The sequence below is a fragment of the Bradyrhizobium sp. USDA 4516 genome, assembly GCF_054055915.1.
Window position 1 is genome coordinate 6329525 of the sequence record NZ_JBSRXT010000001.1, and the last position, 16009, is coordinate 6345533.

General features: G+C 66.3%; 17 protein-coding genes and 1 riboswitch. Of the genes, 9 read left to right on the forward strand and 8 right to left on the reverse strand.

What is annotated here, in order from left to right:
• Window positions 1-151: 151 nt before the first annotated feature.
• Complete coding sequence (locus ACVI1L_RS28775; RefSeq protein WP_456784427.1) at window positions 152-574, forward strand: hypothetical protein; 423 nt, start codon at window positions 152-154, stop codon at window positions 572-574.
• Here the strand turns inward: ACVI1L_RS28775 and ACVI1L_RS28780 are convergent.
• The gene (locus ACVI1L_RS28780; protein WP_456784428.1) at window positions 563-1489 is read right to left on the reverse strand and encodes a GlxA family transcriptional regulator; all 927 of its coding nucleotides are present in this window, start codon (window positions 1487-1489) and stop codon (window positions 563-565) included. The genes ACVI1L_RS28775 and ACVI1L_RS28780 overlap by 12 nt on opposite strands.
• 104 nt (window positions 1490-1593) lie before the next feature.
• Here ACVI1L_RS28780 and ACVI1L_RS28785 point away from each other — a divergent pair, with 104 nt between their 5' ends.
• The gene (locus ACVI1L_RS28785; RefSeq protein ID WP_456784429.1) at window positions 1594-2421 is read left to right on the forward strand and encodes a dienelactone hydrolase family protein; all 828 of its coding nucleotides are present in this window, start codon (window positions 1594-1596) and stop codon (window positions 2419-2421) included.
• Here ACVI1L_RS28785 and ACVI1L_RS28790 read toward each other — a convergent pair.
• The 5 genes from ACVI1L_RS28790 to cobU are packed head-to-tail and all read right to left on the reverse strand — an operon-like array spanning window position 2404 to window position 4860.
• Entirely contained in the window at window positions 2404-3150 is a 747-nt protein-coding gene (locus tag ACVI1L_RS28790; protein WP_456784430.1) for a CbtA family protein, read from the reverse strand. The two genes, ACVI1L_RS28785 and ACVI1L_RS28790, sit on opposite strands and share 18 nt — an antisense overlap.
• A gap of 10 nt (window positions 3151-3160) precedes the next feature.
• Entirely contained in the window at window positions 3161-3373 is a 213-nt protein-coding gene (locus ACVI1L_RS28795; protein ID WP_456784431.1) for a CbtB domain-containing protein, read from the reverse strand.
• Complete coding sequence (locus ACVI1L_RS28800) at window positions 3370-3714, reverse strand: hypothetical protein (RefSeq protein WP_076833476.1); 345 nt, start codon at window positions 3712-3714, stop codon at window positions 3370-3372. Before ACVI1L_RS28800 ends, ACVI1L_RS28795 begins: the two co-directional genes overlap by 4 nt.
• Window positions 3692-4324, reverse strand: coding sequence for a 5,6-dimethylbenzimidazole synthase (gene bluB / locus ACVI1L_RS28805; RefSeq protein ID WP_456785622.1), 633 nt, complete (start codon window positions 4322-4324; stop codon window positions 3692-3694). Before bluB ends, ACVI1L_RS28800 begins: the two co-directional genes overlap by 23 nt.
• 32 nt (window positions 4325-4356) lie before the next feature.
• Window positions 4357-4860 carry a bifunctional adenosylcobinamide kinase/adenosylcobinamide-phosphate guanylyltransferase gene (gene cobU, locus ACVI1L_RS28810; RefSeq protein WP_057015887.1) on the reverse strand — a complete coding sequence of 168 codons (504 nt, stop codon included), beginning with the start codon at window positions 4858-4860 and terminating at the stop codon, window positions 4357-4359.
• Between the two features lie 149 nt (window positions 4861-5009).
• On the opposite strand from cobU, the gene cbiB reads away from it, so the two are divergent.
• Window positions 5010-5951, forward strand: coding sequence for an adenosylcobinamide-phosphate synthase CbiB (cbiB, locus tag ACVI1L_RS28815; protein ID WP_456784432.1), 942 nt, complete (start codon window positions 5010-5012; stop codon window positions 5949-5951).
• 11 nt (window positions 5952-5962) lie between these two features.
• Window positions 5963-6928 carry a threonine-phosphate decarboxylase CobD gene (gene cobD, locus ACVI1L_RS28820; RefSeq protein WP_456784433.1) on the forward strand — a complete coding sequence of 322 codons (966 nt, stop codon included), beginning with the start codon at window positions 5963-5965 and terminating at the stop codon, window positions 6926-6928.
• 181 nt (window positions 6929-7109) lie between these two features.
• On the opposite strand, the gene ACVI1L_RS28825 is transcribed toward cobD, so the two are convergent.
• Both ACVI1L_RS28825 and cobO read right to left on the reverse strand, forming a co-directional pair.
• On the reverse strand, window positions 7110-8558 hold the full coding sequence (locus ACVI1L_RS28825; RefSeq protein WP_057015889.1) for a cobyric acid synthase: 1449 nt from the start codon (window positions 8556-8558) through the stop codon (window positions 7110-7112).
• 11 nt (window positions 8559-8569) lie between these two features.
• Window positions 8570-9223: a cob(I)yrinic acid a,c-diamide adenosyltransferase gene (gene cobO, locus ACVI1L_RS28830; RefSeq protein ID WP_141339887.1), complete on the reverse strand. Its 654-nt coding sequence runs from the start codon at window positions 9221-9223 to the stop codon at window positions 8570-8572.
• Window positions 9224-9259: 36 nt separating this feature from the next.
• Window positions 9260-9471, forward strand: a riboswitch (cobalamin riboswitch).
• Between the two features lie 94 nt (window positions 9472-9565).
• Between cobO and ACVI1L_RS28835 the strand changes: the two genes are divergently transcribed.
• Genes ACVI1L_RS28835 through ACVI1L_RS28855 form a run of 5 tightly spaced genes read left to right on the forward strand, consistent with a single transcriptional unit; the run spans window position 9566 to window position 16008 of the window.
• Window positions 9566-9940: a DUF1636 family protein gene (locus tag ACVI1L_RS28835; RefSeq protein WP_028331460.1), complete on the forward strand. Its 375-nt coding sequence runs from the start codon at window positions 9566-9568 to the stop codon at window positions 9938-9940.
• Window positions 9937-10971 carry a cobalamin biosynthesis protein CobW gene (gene cobW, locus ACVI1L_RS28840; protein ID WP_057015891.1) on the forward strand — a complete coding sequence of 345 codons (1035 nt, stop codon included), beginning with the start codon at window positions 9937-9939 and terminating at the stop codon, window positions 10969-10971. Before ACVI1L_RS28835 ends, cobW begins: the two co-directional genes overlap by 4 nt.
• Window positions 10971-14219, forward strand: a complete 3249-nt coding sequence (gene cobN / locus ACVI1L_RS28845; RefSeq protein ID WP_456784434.1) for a cobaltochelatase subunit CobN — start codon at window positions 10971-10973, stop codon at window positions 14217-14219. The genes cobW and cobN overlap by 1 nt, the downstream gene beginning before the upstream one ends.
• Entirely contained in the window at window positions 14216-15379 is a 1164-nt protein-coding gene (gene cobG / locus ACVI1L_RS28850; protein WP_456784435.1) for a precorrin-3B synthase, read from the forward strand. The genes cobN and cobG overlap by 4 nt, the downstream gene beginning before the upstream one ends.
• Complete coding sequence (locus tag ACVI1L_RS28855; RefSeq protein WP_456784436.1) at window positions 15379-16008, forward strand: precorrin-8X methylmutase; 630 nt, start codon at window positions 15379-15381, stop codon at window positions 16006-16008. The genes cobG and ACVI1L_RS28855 overlap by 1 nt, the downstream gene beginning before the upstream one ends.
• Window position 16009 lies beyond the last annotated feature (1 nt).

Genomic DNA, 16009 nt, shown 5'->3' on the forward strand with positions numbered 1-16009 from the left:
CGCTTCATCCCATTCGCGTCGTGCACGCGCAACATTTGGATCAAATCGTCTAAGGTTGCGTAAACCCGATCGTTGCAATTGGCCGCGGCGCAATCGGAACCGATGATCGACATTGCCCCTTGTCCGCGGCCTGTCACGCCGGGCATGGTAAATGAACCCGCAACGCCGGCGGCAGCGTGCGGGGTTGGATGCGGAGCCCGACGGTCAAGGTTCATCGCGAATGGCGGTATTGCAGCAGTTCGGGCACGACATCTGGATTGCCGGGGGACCGAACCTTGCGGTCGCCGGGTTTCATTATCCGACCCGGATGGCCATCGTCAGGCTGGCGGACGGTGCCCTTTTCATCTGGTCGCCGGTCCGGTTGACCGAGCAAATGCAGGCCGGCGTCGACGCACTCGGCCAGGTCAGGCACATCGTGGCGCCCAACTCGCTGCATCATTTGTTCCTCGCGAGTGGAAGCCCATGGCACGCCCGTCGAAAAGGATGCGCCGGCATTCTTGCGCCGCGCCTTCGCGTGGCTGTCGGCGTGATGATTTCATCGCGGATGTGGCGTCGTTGCGGATCAACCGCCTGAACGGAAATGCCGCGGCGAATGCCGTGTTTCGCGCCGGATCAGCCGGCGGAGGGTCGAGGGCTCGGCATATCCAACCTTGCCCGCGATCTCTTCGACCGACAGGCGCGTGGTCTCGAGCAACGACCGAGCCGTCTCGATCCTGATGCGTTGCACGAATTGAATGGGCGACACGCCGCAGATCGCCTCGAGCCGTCTGGCAAATGTCCGCGGCGTCAGCGCGACGGCAGCGGCAACGTCCCCGATCGTGAAGTCGCGCGCGATGTTACTGCGCACCCATTTCTCGGCCCTGGCGACCTTGGGGTCCTGGCTGGCAAGATAATTGATCGCCATGAACGGCGCCTGCGAATGCCGCTCGCCAAGCAGCAGGTAATTGGCGCAGCCCTTGGCCAGCGCCGGGCTGCCGAGACGCGTGATCACCGCAAGCATCAGGTCCATTTGCGCCATCGCCGCGCCGGCGGTTGCGATCGGCCAGTCGGCGACCACCATCCGCTCCGTCATCAGCTCGACATTCGGATAGCGTTGCCGAAACAGCGGCGCGAACCACCATGTCGTGGTCGCTCGCTTGCCGTCCAGCAGGCCGGTCTCCGCGAGCAGGAAGCTGCTGGCGCAGGACGCGGCGAGCATCGCGCCGCTCGCGAACGCCGTGACCAGCATGTCACGGGCGTGCCGACATGCCGGTGTCGCCAGCTTCCGCTCCAGCTCACCGGCCGATGCCGAGCCGAGCCCGGGAACGATGACGAGGTCGGCGCTGCGCAATCGGGCGGCGCGCCGCCTCGGCCCATAACGCAGCGTCGTCACCTCGAAGCGTGTGCGCTTCGTCGTACTGATCCGGTTGGCGGTGGCCAGCACGTCGTGGGTGATGGCGGCCGCTGACGCGAGGCAGCCGTCGATCTCGACAACCGCAATCCTGGTCATGTCATAAAATCCGCGATCAATGTCATTTTTGACACTAGCTGCCGGGCCGGAAAATCGCAACTCTGACGCCGAGACGCTGCCGATCTCGATCAGGAGGACCGCCGATGCCGAACCGGCCGATGACCCAGGACGATCCGCTCGAGGATTTCGAGCGCCGCCAGATTACCCTCGATGGGGCCGGCAAGACCGTCCATGTTGGCGGCGCAGGTCCTGCGGTGATCGTGATGGCGGAGATGCCGGGCATCAGCCCGCATGTGGCGCGCTTCGCCCGCTGGGTTCGCGATGCCGGCTTCACCGTCTATATGCCGTCGCTGTTCGGCCGTGACGGCGCTGTCGCGAGCGCAGAGGAGGGCGCCGCGGTGTTTCAGCGCGCCTGCGTCAGCGCGGAGTTTCGCGCGATGGCCGCAAACCGGTCGAGTCCCGTGACGCAATGGCTACGCGCGCTGGCGCGATTTGCCCATGGTGAATGCGGCGGTCCCGGTGTCGGGGCCATCGGGATGTGCTTTACCGGCAATTTCGCGCTCACCATGATGCTGGAGCCGTCGATGCTGGCGCCGGTGCTTTCGCAGCCGTCATTGCCATTGAACGATCCGGCGGGCATCGAGATCGCGCCGGAGGAGGTCAAGGCGGTCCGCGAGCGGTTGGAACGCGAAGACCTGACCGTGCTGGCCTATCGCTTTGAGGGCGACAAGTTCTGCATGGCGCAGCGCTTTGCGGCCTATCGCGAGGCACTCGGCGACCGCTTCATTGGGCGAGTGCTTCCCGACAGCGCGGCGAACCGCGATGTGCCGCCGTTCTTCCGGAATTTCGTCACGACACCGCACAGCGTCGTGACTGTGCATCTGATCGACGAGGCCGGCCAGCCGACCATCGTGGCCCGCGATGAGATCCTGGCGTTTTTCAGGCAGCGGCTGTCACCCGCGAGCGGATGAGTTCGGCTGGTCGAAATAGGCGAATGCGGCGCTCGTCAGGCTGCCCAGCAGCGACCAGAACACCAGACTGGTCAGCGTGACGGCGACCATGAACTGGTGCGACAGCGACGAAGGCACGTTGGTCTCGACGTGCTCCAGCTCGGGCGCGCCGATCAGATGCGGCAGCATGATCAGGACCACGCCGGCAATGGCGGCCGGCATCGAGCGCCGGAACACGATCAGCCCGAGGCCGGCTGCGGTCGCCAGCACCGCCGTCACCCACCAGATCTGGCGCGAGAGCAATGGAGCGGTGGGGACCCCCGGCAATTCAGGCGGCAGTCCAAGGCCCGGAGCAATGGTGAAGACGGCGAAACCGGCGAGGCCCCACATCAAGCCTTCATGCCACGAGATCCGCTCGCCGGTCGCGCCGCTGCGAACCGCGAGGAAGCCGCAGAGCAGAAGCGCAAAACCGATCGCGGTCAGGATGTTTGCCCCCGCGGTATAGACGTTGCGTTCCAAACCGTCGCGCGGCTCCCAGGCCTCCGCGCCATGATCATGATCCGCATGATCATGGACGAGGATCACCTGCGGTGGCGCGGCGGCTTCGTGCTTGTGCGTGGCCGCCTTCTCGTAGACCTCGGCCCTGAGGATCAGGGGAACGGTGCCGAATTGCTGGACCGCCGTGACGATCAGGCCGACGATGAATCCGGCAATGACCGACGAGAAGACGATCGAGCGAAACGTGCTCATGCCAACGAGATCAGTGGCAGGGGAAGGCGTTGGAATGGCGCACGTCATGCGCGGCGTTGTGGATCACGTCGATGTGCGAGAAGCCGACCACGCCGACGATGAACAGGCCGAGCGTCATGGCCATCAACGACTGTACAAGCCGTCCGACCTGTCGGGTAGCGATCGGCAGATGCGTGACCTGAGCTTGAGTAACCTGGGTTTGCGCGGTCTGGGACTGGCTCATGGTCGTTCTCCACATTCGATTTGATCGGCTTCTAGCAGCTTTCGGGTGATGTCGCGACTGGTAAGATGCAAATTTGTTCCAAGAGGAATGCGCTTGCGCTCGATCTTGGCGCGTGCGGCTGCCTTGAAGGCTGGTTCAAACCGCCTGAAATGGGCGAGACATGCGTCCACCGTCGGATCGGTGCCCAGCAGCGTGCGAAAGGCGCCCCGATGCACCGCGCAGATAGCGCGGTGCTCCGGCACGGGAAAGACCAGCGAGGCGATGTCGGCGCGCCAGTGCGCGTCACAGCTCAAGGTGCCGTCGCCGGCAGGGGGGCGGTCAGCGTCGGATGGTGAATTCATCCGGACCTCGCCGCGATTCCCATTTGGCCTGTTCGAGCTCCGGACGGTCGCACTCGGTCTGCGGGTAACCGATGCAGAGATAGCCGATAAATTTCCAGGAGTGCGGGATTTCCAGAACGCCATGAATGCGTTCTGGATTGAGGATCGACACCCAGCCGATGCCGATGCCTTCGGCGCGCGCGGCAAGCCACATCGAGCAGATCGCGGCCACCACGGAATATTCCGACGTCTCCGGCATCGTCGCGCGGCCGAGACCGGCGCCGATCCGGTCGGTCTTCTCGGCAAACACGGCGAGGTGGCCCGGCGCCTCCTCGAGGCCCGATAATTTCAACGCGGCGTATTTTGTGGCGCGCTCGCCCGAATAGGACCGCAGCGCATCGGCGTTGCAGGCCTTGAAGTCGTCGATGACAGCGCGGCGTCGTGTCTTGTCGTCGACAACGACGAACCGCCAGGGCTGGCTCAGGCCGACCGAAGGCGACAGGCAGGCGATCTCGATCAGCCGCTCGATCGTGCCATCCGGCAGCGGATCGGTTCGGAACCGCCGCACGTCGCGCCGCCACACGAACAGATCGTGCAGCTGCCGGCGAAACGTATCGTCGAATGAGACCATTGCGGGGCCTTTGGCAGGATCGATCTCGGATTTCATTTAAGCTTCATCGGCAGGCCCGCAACGACGAACTCGACCTCGTCTGCGATGCCGGCGATAGTCTGGTTCATGATTCCTGCGGCGTCGCGGAACGTCCGCGCCAATGCATTGTCTGGCACGATGCCGAGGCCGACCTCGTTGGTGACCAGCACGACCGGGCCGTGCTGGCGCGACAGCGCATCCGCCAGCCGCGTCACTTCCTGCGACCAGTCGCGCCCGGCATGCAGCAGATTGGATAGCCAGAGCGTCAGGCAATCGACCAGCCTTGCACCAGCGCCATCGGTCCCGGACAGCACTTCAACCAGATCGAGCGGCACCTCGCGCTCGATCCAGTCGCTGCCGCGCCGCGCGCGATGTTTGGCGATCCGCTCATCCATTTCCGCATCGAGCGCCTCGGCGGTCGCGATATAGACCGGCTGTCCCGGAAAGCTGCGCGCACGAAGTTCGGCGCGCCGGCTTTTGCCGGACCGCGCTCCCCCCGTGATCAGAATGACGGCCATATCATCTCCTGTGCGACCGGTACGCGCGTCGTTCACAAACGCTCTAACCACCAATCGCGGAGAAAGACAAAGCCGAAATCCGTCACGGAGGGCTTGCACTCGGCCGATGTCTTGCGCATCAGGGGGACCGCGGCGCGGAGAGGATTATCGTGGGTTTTGCGGGAGCGATGGCGGTGGCGATGGCGGTGGATGCCCTGATCGGCTGGCCGGCGTGGCTGTTTGCCCGCATCGGCCATCCCGTGACCTGGCTCGGCCGGCTGATCAATCTTGTCGATAGCGCCTGGAACCGCGCCTCCGACCCGCCGGCGTTTCGTCGCGTGGCTGGCATTGCGGCTGCGATCCTGGTGATCGCGCTGGTGATTGCGCTCGGTTGGGCCGTTCAGTCCGTGCTCGCATCCGGATGGGTTCGCATTGTCCTTGTCGGCGTCCTGGCGTGGCCGCTGGTTGCCGTGCGCTCGCTGCATGACCATGTCGCCGCGGTGGCAAGTCCCTTGGTATCCGGCGACATCACGGCCGCACGTTCGGCGGTCGCGCAGATTGTCGGGCGAGATCCGGCAACGCTCGACGACGTCGGCATCGCGCGCGCCACCATCGAGAGCCTCGCCGAGAATGCATCCGACGGCATCGTGGCGCCGGTGTTCTGGGGCGCGCTGTTCGGCCTGCCGGGAATCCTTGGCTACAAGGCGATCAACACGCTGGACTCCATGATCGGTCATCGCACCGAGCGGCACGAAGCCTTTGGCTGGGCAGCCGCCCGGATCGACGATCTCGCCAATCTCATTCCGGCGCGGTTGACGGGTGTTCTGTTCGTGCTGCTCGCGCCGAACCGTTCGCAGGCGTGGTCATGCATGTTGCGCGATGCGCGCCGGCATCGCTCGCCGAATGCCGGCTGGCCGGAAGCTGCGATGGCCGGCGCGCTCGGCGTGCGGCTCAGCGGTCCCCGCATCTATCACGGGCACGTCGCCGATGAGCCCTGGCTGAACGAGGGGGCGCGCGATCCGGCTGCCGCTGATGTCCTCACCGGGTTGAAACTCTATCGCTACGCCATGGTGCTGTTGGCTGCGGCGTTTGTCGCCCTGGCGCGGGCGTGAAGGTGCGGCGCATGCGTGAGCACGGCGGGAACCTTGATGTCGCCCGGCAGCGCTTCGGCGGCGCCGCGGACGACTGGATCGACCTGTCGACCGGGATCAATCGGGTGCCGTATCCCTTGGTCGATGTCGAGCCGCGGCAATGGAGCGCGTTGCCGTCGCGATCCGATCTTGAATCGCTGCACGACGCTGCGCGGCAGGCCTATGTCACCAAGGCGCCGATCGTGGCGATGGGTGGTGCGCAGGCCGCGATTCAGTTGCTGCCGCATCTGGCGCTCAAGGGGCGGGCGCGGATTCTGGCGCCGACCTACAATGAATATGCCGCGGTGTTGTCGGCCGCCGGCTGGGACGTCGCCGAGGTGTCCGATCTCGCCGCGCTGGCGGGAGCGGACATCGCCGTCGTCGTCAATCCGAACAATCCCGACGGACGACGCCATGACCGGCGCGAGTTGCTGGCACTGCTGCCGCGCGTTGGCCGGCTCGTCATCGACGAGAGTTTTGCGGACGCCGTTCCTGACCTGTCCCTTGCACCGGAAGCAGGACACGCGGGGCTGCTGATCCTGCGCTCATTCGGCAAGTTCTACGGACTTGCCGGCTTGCGCCTCGGCTTCGCGATCGGCAGCGAGGCGGACGTCGCCGCGCTTGCGGCGAGGGCGGGCCCATGGCCGGTTTCGGGAGCAGCAATCGCGATCGGGCGGCGCGCGTTGCTCGATCACGACTGGGCAACGGCGACGGCTGCGCGGCTCGCGGACGACTGCGTCAGGCTCGATGCAATAGCGCGATCGCAGGGCTGGACGCTGCTCGGTGGCACGTTGCTGTTCCGGCTCTACCAGACGGGCGATGCATTGGCTGCGCAGGAGAAACTTGCCCGTGCGCAGATCTGGTCGCGGGTCTTCCAGCAGAAACCGGGATGGCTGCGCCTCGGCTTGCCGGGAGGCGAGGCCGAGTGGTCGCGCCTTTCCGCCGTGTTGTCGCGCTGATTGCGACGGCGCTGCGCTCCCTCTCCCCGTTCTTACGGGGAGAGGGCTGGGGTGAGGGGCCGCATCCGCATATTCGGCGACAGCTGCGGTTGCGGAGACTCCCCCTCACCCGGAACGCATCTAGCGATGCGTTCCGACCTCTCCCCGCACGCGGGGCGAGGTGAGAAGGAATCATCTCGCTTTAACGCGCCAGCGCGAGCAGGCCTTCGACATCGAGATGGGTCTCGATGTGCCCGGCGAGCGCGTCGAGCGCGCTCTCGACCCTGGCGCCGTAAGTCTGATCCGCCGCGGGGATGTCGAGCTGTGCAAGGAACGCCTTGCGAAATTCATCCGAGGCGAACAGGCCGTGCAGATAGCTGCCGTGAACGCGCCCGTCTGCGGAGACCGCGCCCTCAGCCGTACCGTCGAGTGATGCAAAGGGCCGCGCGCGATCCGGCCCGTCGGTGCGCCCGATATGGATTTCATAGGCGCTGATCGGCTGGCTGGTCGCGGCATGCACCGCGCTGGAGCGCGTCAGCGTCTTCTGTTCGGTCATGGTGGTTGCGACATCGAGCAGCCCGAGCCCGCGCGTTTCGCCGGCAGGACCTTCGATCCCATCGGGGTCGGCGACGCTGTGTCCTAGCATCTGGTATCCGCCGCACAGGCCGAGGACATGGCCGCCGCGGCGATGATGCGCGAGGAGGTCGATGTCCCAGCCCTGCGCGCGCAGGAAGGCGAGATCGCCGCGGGTCGATTTCGAGCCGGGCAGGATGACGAGCTTCGCATCACCCGGGATGGCTTCGCCCGGACGTACCATCACGAGATCGACGCCGGGCTCGAGCTTCAGCGGATCGAGGTCGTCGAAATTGGCAATCCGCGACAGCGCAAGGAACGCGATCTTGCACTGGCCGGGCTTGCGCGCCTCGCCGAGCCCGAGCGCATCTTCGGCCGGAAGTTCGCCGGCGCGGACGAACCAGGGCAGCACGCCAAAGCCGCGCCACGCCGTGCGTTCTTCGATCAGGCGATAGCCGTCGTCGAACAATGTCGGATCGCCGCGGAATTTGTTGATGACAAAGCCCTGGATCATCGCGGCATCATCAGGGTCGATCACCGTCTTGATGCCGACGAGCTGCGCGATCACGCCGCCGCGGTCGATGTCGCCGACCAGCACCACGGGCACGTCTGCTTTGCGCGCAAATCCCATATTGGCGATATCGGCTTTGCGTAAGTTGACCTCGGCGGGACTGCCGGCGCCCTCGACCAGCACCAGATCGGCGCGCTGCTTCAGGCGCGCAAAACTCTCCAGCACCGCGCCCATCAGCGATGGTTTCATGCCGGCATATTCGCGCGCGCGTGCGGTGGCGATCCGTTTGCCGTGCACGATGACCTGGGCGCCGACATCGGTCTCGGGCTTCAGCAGCACCGGGTTCATGTCGGTGTGCGGCTCGACGCCGGCGGCGAGCGCCTGCAACGCCTGCGCGCGGCCGATCTCGCCGCCATCGACGGTCACGGCGGCGTTGTTCGACATGTTCTGCGGCTTGAACGGCAGCACGCGCAGGCCGCGCCGTCTGGCGGCGCGGGCGAGGCCGGCGACGATGAGCGATTTGCCCACGTCCGAGCCGGCTCCCTGGATCATCAATGCGCGCGCCATCGTGATGCCCGTCAGAACTCGACGCCCGGCTGGGCCTTGATGCCGGAGCGGAACGGATGCTTTACCAGCGTCATCTCGGTGACGAGATCGGCAATCTCGATCAGCTCCTCCTTGGCGTTGCGCCCGGTGAGCACGACATGGGTCATCGGCGGCTTCGACGTGGTCAGGAAGTCGACGACATCGGCGATCGCAAGGTAATCGTAGCGTAGCGCGATGTTGATCTCGTCGAGCACGACCATGCGCAGGCTCGGGTCTGCGATCAGCTGCTTGGCCTTTTCCCAGCCGGCTTGCGCTGCCGCGATGTCGCGGGCGCGATCCTGCGTCTCCCAGGTAAAGCCTTCGCCCATGGCGTGAAATTGACAGAGATCGCCGAAATGCCCGGTGAGCAGGCGGCGCTCGCCGGTATCCCAGGCGCCCTTGATGAACTGCACCACGGCGCAGGGAAAGCCGTGCGCCACACAGCGCACGATCATGCCGAACGCGGAGGACGATTTTCCTTTGCCGGCGCCGGTATGAACGATGATCAGGCCCTTTTCACCGCTCTTGGTCGCCATGATGCGGTCGCGGGCGGCCTTCTTTTTCGCCATCTTGTCCGCGTGGCGCGCATCCGGCGAAAGATCGGTGCCGAGGGCGCCGTCTTCAGCGTCCTTTCCATCAGAAGTCATCACATTCCTTCGGCTTGACAAGTGCGAGGCTTGGACGAATGGTGGTCCTGCGTTGGTTCCTGTCCTACGACAGGCGAAGAGGGAATGCGATAGGGCTCCGCTAAATCGGGCCCGAAGCGCAGCCGCCCCCGCGACCGTGACCGGAGAGATGCCCAAGCCACTGATTCCATACGGAGTCGGGAAGGTGGGCATCGAAGGGTAAAACCTGCTCCGCAAGCCGGGAGACCTGCCAACGCAGCATGTTGTGAAACCGGCGGACGGGGTGTTCCGCGACGGGGAACGAACCTGTCCAAAATCGGTTCGTGTGCCTCATCGCTTCCCGCTGTCAATCCAGGAAGGGCGATGAGCGTTACACTTCATGTCTGCATCACCTGCCGCGCCGGCCAGACGCCGGCGGAAGGTGAGCTCGCGCCCGGTGCACGCCTGCATGCCGCGCTTGTCGAGGCCGGCGTGCCTGATGACGTCAATCTGGTTCCCGTCGCATGCCTGTCGGCCTGCAGCCAGGGTTGCTCGGTCGCGCTCAGCGCGCCGGGGCGCTGGTCCTATGTCTACGGCCGACTGTCCGCTGATAATGCCGCGGATGTGATCGCCGGTGCCTCCGCCTATGCGGCGGCGCCCGACGGCATCGTGCCGTGGCGCAGCCGTCCGGAAATCTTCCGCAAGCAATCGCTCGCCCGCATTCCACCTCTTCCCGTCGTGCCGGAGGCCGCAGAATGACCACGCTCGCCAAAATTCCGGTCACCGTCGTGACCGGCTTTCTCGGCTCCGGCAAGACGACACTGATCCAGCATCTGATCCGCAATGCCAACGGCAAGAAGCTCGCGGTGCTGGTCAACGAATTCGGCAGCGAAGGCGTCGACGGCGACATCCTGAAGTCGTGCGCCGACGCCAATTGTCCGGCCGAGAACATCGTCGAACTCGCCAATGGCTGTATCTGCTGCACCGTCGCCGACGATTTCATCCCGGCGATGGAGCAGTTGCTGGCGCGGAACGTGAAGCCCGATCACATCGTGATCGAAACTTCCGGGCTCGCGCTGCCGAAGCCGCTGCTGAAAGCGTTCGACTGGCCGGAGATCCGTTCGCGGATCACGGTCGACGGCGTGATCGCGCTCGCCGACGCCGAGGCCGTCGCCGCCGGCCGTTTTGCGCCTGATCCGGCCGCGGTGGATGCGCAGCGTGCGGCGGATGACAATCTCGACCACGAGACGCCGCTGTCGGAAGTGTTCGAGGACCAGATCGCATGTGCCGATATCGTGCTGCTGACCAAGGCGGACCTCGCGGGGGCGGAGGGGATCAAGGCAGCGAAAGAGGTGATCGCGGCCGAGATGCCGCGCGAGGTGCCGATGTTGCCCGTCGTCGACGGCACGATCGACGCGCGCGTGATCCTCGGGCTCGGGGCGGCGGCGGAAAGCGATCTCGCGGCGCGGCCGTCGCATCACGATGGCGAGGAGGAACACGAGCACGACGATTTCAATTCCGTCGTGATCGATCTTCCGGAAGTTTCGGATGTCGACGCGCTGGTCGCCTCGATCAAGGGGCTGGCGCGCGAGCAGAACGTGCTGCGCGCCAAGGGCTACATCGCGGTCGAAGGCAAGCCGATGCGGCTGTTGGTGCAATCGGTCGGCGAGCGGGTGCGGCATCAGTTCGACATGCCCTGGGGCGCCCGGGCGCGGCAGTCGAAGCTCGTCGTGATCGGCGAACATGCCGACATCGATGAAGCCGCGATCAGGGCACGGCTTGGTGTCTGATGCACGTCGTCTTCCGCGAGAGCCGCGGCCTTGAGGAGACCGCGACGCCAAGGGACCTCGGCCAGGATCCGGCCGATCTCGTGGTGTTGTCGTTTTCCGACAGCGATCTTGCTGCCTTCGCGGCCGGCTGGCGGCGCGGCCGTGCTGCGCTGCCGTCGCTGCGGCTCGCCAATCTCGCGGAGCTGCGCCATCCGCTGTCGGTCGATACCTATATCGAGCGGACGCTCTCGCACGCCCGCGGCATTCTGGTGCGGCTGATCGGCGGCGAGCCCTATTGGTCATACGGGCTGGCCGCGGTGCATCGGCTGGCGAAGGAGCGCGGCATTGCCCTGGTGGTGCTGCCGGCGGATGGCCGCGACGATCTGCGGCTCGATGAATTCTCGACCTTGCCGGTCTCGACGCTGCGCCGTCTGAAGGTGCTGTGCGACAAGGGCGGCCCGGTTGCCGCGCAGGCCGTGATCGCGCAACTGGCGCTGGCGTCCGGACTCTATGCCGGGCCGGTGGTCGGCGAGATCGATCTTCCCGAGATCGGCGTCTACGATTCCCGGCGCGGTGCCATCACGGCGTTGCCGGCACCGGACGGCCGGCCGCGCGTGCTGGTGACGTTCTATCGTTCCTACCTCGCGGCAGGCGATACGGCGCCGGTCGATGCATTGATCGATGCATTGCGTGAGAGGGGCTTTGATGCCCACGGTGTGTTCGTCACCTCGCTGAAGGCGGCGGGCGTGGCCGATTGGCTGCGCGCTCAGTTTGCGCAATGCGCTCCAGCGGCGATCGTCAATGCGACCGCGTTTTCCGCGGCCGGTGACGACGGCACGACGCCGTTCGACGCTGCATCATGCCCGGTGTTCCAGGTCGCGCTGTCGACCGCGCGGCGCGAGGATTGGGCCTTGTCGCTCCGCGGGCTCTCGCCCGGCGATCTCGCGATGCATGTGGTGCTGCCGGAGGTCGACGGCCGCCTGTTCACAGGGGTCGTGAGCTTCAAATCGCCTGGTGAGCGCGATCTTGAGCTGCAATTCGCGCATCTTGCGCATCGACCGGATGCCGAGCGCGTCGCTGCAGTTGCCGCACGCGTGGCCGCCTGGCATCGGCTTGCCAGCAAGCCGGCACAGGAGAAGCGGCTCGCGCTGGTGCTCTCGAACTATCCCGGCCGCCCGCATCAGATCGCGCATGCCGTCGGCCTCGATGCGCTTGCCTCGGTCGGGGCGATGCTGGCTGATCTCGCGGGCGCGGGATTTGACCTTGAGCCGGTGGAGTCACTGGGCGACATTCTTTTGCGCAGGAATTTGACGTGGAACGTCGCCGACTATCGTGCGGCGCTTTCCGGCCTTCCCGAGCTGCTGCAGGGCGATCTCAGCCGCGCATGGGGCGCGCCGGAAGATGATCCCGATTGCCGTGACGGCGCATTTCATTTCGCGGCGATCTGCTGCGGCAAATCGGTCATCGCCGTTCAGCCGGAGCGCGGTGAGGTGGGACAGCGCGACGCCGACTATCACGATCTGGCGCGCACGCCGCGCCATGCCTATGTCGCGTTCTATCTGTGGCTCAGGCGGCAGGCCATCGATGCCGTCGTCCACATCGGCGCGCACGGAACGCTGGAATGGCTGCCCGGCAAGTCGGTTGCGCTGTCGCCCGCATGCTGGCCGGAGGCGCTGATCGGCGATCTGCCTGTTGTCTATCCCTTCATCGTCAACGATCCCGGCGAGGCGGCGCAGGCCAAGCGCCGGATCGGTGCCGTGACGATCGGTCATCTGCCGCCGCCACTGGCACAGGCCGCGGTCCCCAAAGGCTTGCGCAATCTTGAGCGCTTGCTCGATGAGTATTCGACCGCCGATGGTCTCGATCCGGCGCGCCGGCAGCGCCTGATCGCCGCGATCCGCGACGAAGCGCGCATCGCCGGGCTGGAGGACGATCTCGGTCTCGCCGCGTCGGTCTCCGCGGCCGAGGCCATTCCGCAGATCGATCGTTTCGTCTGCGACCTCAAGGAAAGCCAGTTCGGCGACGGCCTGCATGTGTTCGGGCAGGGCGCTTGCGGTGAGGCGGAGAAGGAGGCGTTGCTTGGTGCGCTCGCCGGCCGGCGTGTTGCGCCGGGGCCGTCGGGCTCGCCCTATCGCGGGCGCAGCGACGTGCTCCCGACCGGGCGCAATCTGTTTGCGGTCGATCCGCGCGCGGTGCCGACGCCGTCGGCGCATGCGCAAGGCGTGAAGCTTGCTGAAGGGCTGCTGCGCCGTCATTTGCAGGATCACGGCGACTGGCCGAAGGGACTCGTGGTCGACCTCTGGGGCTCCTCGACGATGCGCACCGCCGGCGAGGACTTTGCGATGGCCCTGCATCTCGCGGGCATCGCGCCGCGCTGGGATCACGGCTCGGGGCGGGTGTCGGGCTACGACATCATCGCGCCGGCAGAGCTCGGCCGGCCGCGCATCGACGTCACGCTGCGCGTGTCGGGGCTGTTCCGCGACGTCTTCTCAGGGCTGGCCCAGTTATTCGAAGCCGCGGCGGAGGCGTTGTCCGAACGCAGCGACGAGGCGGACGAGAATCCTTACCGGCAGCGCATCGCGCGCGTGTTCGGTCCTCGCCCCGGACATTATGGCGTTGGCATTTCGTCGGTCCCCGACGTCTTCACACCGGAGGCGCGCGAGGCGGCCGGCGAAGCCTGGTTGTCGGCATCGTCGTGGGCTCTCGCATCCGACGGCGAGATGCGGCCCGATCGCGCCGGCATCGAGGCGCGGCTCGCGGCTGCGGACAGTTTTGTTCACACCCAGGATCTGCCGGAGACCGATCTGCTGCTGGCGGCCGACTACGCCGCGCACGAGGCGGGCATCGCGGCGGCGGCGAGGCGCCTTGGCACGAAAGCCCCATCGCTCTATCACCTCGATGCGACGCGGCCGGATCAGCCGCATGCCCGGGCGTTGACCGAGGAAATCTCACGGGTGGTGCGAGTGCGCGCGGCCAACCCTGCCTGGATCGCGGGCATGATGCGCCATGGCTTCCGTGGTGCCGCCGAAATCACAGCGACGTTGGAGCACATGGCGGCGTTCGCCCATCTTGCCGGCGCGGTGCCGCCGCATCTGTTCGATCTCTACTACGATGCGACGCTCGGCAATGACGAGGTTCGCGGCTTCATGGCGCGCGAGAACCCGGCGGCGCTGGCTGCGATCGAAACCTGCTTCGCGAGATTGCATGAAGCCTCGCTCTGGCAGACGCGGCGCAATTCGATCGCGGCTGCGCTGCAGGAGGCCTCATGAGCGCGGTTGCGGTCAAGGGCTGGTGTCCAGGCGCGCTGCGGCCGATGCAGTCAGGCGATGGCCTCGTGGTGCGCATTCGCCCGCGCGGCGGACGGCTGGACGCGGCGCAGGCAGCGGGAATCGCCAGGCTGGCGGCGCGATACGGCAACGGCCTGATCGACCTGACCAGCCGCGCCAATCTCCAGATTCGCGGCGTCAGCGATGAAGCTTATCCGCCCCTGGTCGATGGGCTCGCTGAACTCGGGTTGCTGGACACGGACTCGAATACCGAGGCGCAGCGAAACATTCTGGTGACGCCGTTCTGGACTGTCGCCGACGAGACGCGCTCGCTTGCGACCGAGCTTGAGCAGGGGCTTGCCGGTGCCTCGTTTGGTCTTCCAACCAAGTTCGGCTTCGCAATCGATGATGGCAATGCGCGGATGCTGGCGGATGCGTCCGCCGATATCAGGATCGAGCGCGATCGCGGCCGGGGACTGCTGGTGCGGGCCGATGGCGCGCAGCGCGGGCTTTCGGTCATGCGGAGCGAGGCCGTTCAGGTCGCGTTGGCGCTGGCCGAATGGTTTGTCACCTCCGGCGGAACCAGGGGTGAGCGGCGACGGATGGCGGCTCATCTCGCCGGCGGCGCGAGCCTGCCGCAGTCGCTTCGCGGTGATGCCGAACCAGTCGGCCAATCGTCGAGTCCAGTGCCGGGCATCTATCCAATGGGCGCGATGGTTGGCGTCGCCTTCGGGCAGATCCCGCACCAGACGCTCAACGATCTCGCCGGCTGCGCGCGGGCTCTCCGCATGACACCGTGGCGGATGATGCTGGTGGAGGGGATGCGCGAGATGCCCGGTGGGGCGGACCTCGTGACTGATGCCGGCGATCCGAGGCTTCGTGTGGTCGCCTGCAGCGGCGCACCGCGCTGCGGCGATGCGCATGCGGACACGCGTATGCTGGCATCGGCGCTCGCGCGGCATATTCCATCCGATGCGCGGCTTCACGTCTCCGGCTGCGCCAAGGGCTGCGCCCATTCCGGTTCTGCGGATGTTACCCTCGTTGCGACAGACGAGGGCTTTGATCTGATCCGCCGCAGCACGACGCGGGATGCGCCGGTCCTCCGAGGGTTGAGCAGTTCGTACCTCGTCGCAAATCCTACCGTGCTGACGGGAGGCCATTGATGCCGCGCGTCTACGAGACCGATGGCGCGGCGATCTATCGCCAGTCCTTTGCCACCATCCGCTCCGAGGCCGATCTTGCCCGCTTCACGCCAGACGAAGAGCCGGTGGTCGTGCGCATGATCCATGCCGCCGGTATGGTAGGCTTGGAAGCGCATGTGCGCTTCACATCAGGCATGGCTGCGCGCGCGCGAGCCGCCTTGCAGGAGGGCGCGCCAATCCTCTGCGACGCGCGCATGGTGTCGGAGGGAATCACGCGCGCGCGGCTGCCGGCCGGCAATGCCGTGATCTGCACGCTCGGCGATGTCAAGGTACCTGCGCTTGCGCAATCGATGCGCAACACGCGCTCCGCGGCAGCGCTCGAGCTGTGGCGGCCGCATCTGGCCGGTGCCATCGTCGCGATCGGCAATGCGCCGACGGCGCTGTTTCATCTGCTCAACATGCTGGAGGATGGTGATTGCCCAAGGCCGGCGGCGATCATCGGCTGTCCGGTCGGCTTTGTCGGCGCGGCGGAATCCAAGGCGGCATTGATGGCTGAGCCCCCCGCGCCGGCGCTGACGGTCGAGGGACGGCTCGGTGGTTCGGCGATCACGGTTGCCGCCGTCAATGCGCTGGCGAGCCGGAGCGAATAGC

Coding starts and splice junctions, on each gene's coding strand:
- ACVI1L_RS28825 (WP_057015889.1), bottom strand. CDS start 8,558: ATGGCGCGCGCATTGATGATCCAGGGAGCCGGCTCGGACGTGGGCAAA.
- ACVI1L_RS28785 (WP_456784429.1), top strand. CDS start 1,594: ATGCCGAACCGGCCGATGACCCAGGACGATCCGCTCGAGGATTTCGAG.
- bluB (WP_456785622.1), bottom strand. CDS start 4,324: ATGGTCTCATTCGACGATACGTTTCGCCGGCAGCTGCACGATCTGTTC.
- cobD (WP_456784433.1), top strand. CDS start 5,963: ATGCGTGAGCACGGCGGGAACCTTGATGTCGCCCGGCAGCGCTTCGGC.
- ACVI1L_RS28780 (WP_456784428.1), bottom strand. CDS start 1,489: ATGACCAGGATTGCGGTTGTCGAGATCGACGGCTGCCTCGCGTCAGCG.
- cobW (WP_057015891.1), top strand. CDS start 9,937: ATGACCACGCTCGCCAAAATTCCGGTCACCGTCGTGACCGGCTTTCTC.
- ACVI1L_RS28795 (WP_456784431.1), bottom strand. CDS start 3,373: ATGAGCCAGTCCCAGACCGCGCAAACCCAGGTTACTCAAGCTCAGGTC.
- ACVI1L_RS28775 (WP_456784427.1), top strand. CDS start 152: ATGAACCCGCAACGCCGGCGGCAGCGTGCGGGGTTGGATGCGGAGCCC.
- cobN (WP_456784434.1), top strand. CDS start 10,971: ATGCACGTCGTCTTCCGCGAGAGCCGCGGCCTTGAGGAGACCGCGACG.
- ACVI1L_RS28790 (WP_456784430.1), bottom strand. CDS start 3,150: ATGAGCACGTTTCGCTCGATCGTCTTCTCGTCGGTCATTGCCGGATTC.
- cobU (WP_057015887.1), bottom strand. CDS start 4,860: ATGGCCGTCATTCTGATCACGGGGGGAGCGCGGTCCGGCAAAAGCCGG.
- ACVI1L_RS28835 (WP_028331460.1), top strand. CDS start 9,566: ATGAGCGTTACACTTCATGTCTGCATCACCTGCCGCGCCGGCCAGACG.
- ACVI1L_RS28800 (WP_076833476.1), bottom strand. CDS start 3,714: ATGAATTCACCATCCGACGCTGACCGCCCCCCTGCCGGCGACGGCACC.
- cobO (WP_141339887.1), bottom strand. CDS start 9,223: ATGACTTCTGATGGAAAGGACGCTGAAGACGGCGCCCTCGGCACCGAT.
- ACVI1L_RS28855 (WP_456784436.1), top strand. CDS start 15,379: ATGCCGCGCGTCTACGAGACCGATGGCGCGGCGATCTATCGCCAGTCC.
- cobG (WP_456784435.1), top strand. CDS start 14,216: ATGAGCGCGGTTGCGGTCAAGGGCTGGTGTCCAGGCGCGCTGCGGCCG.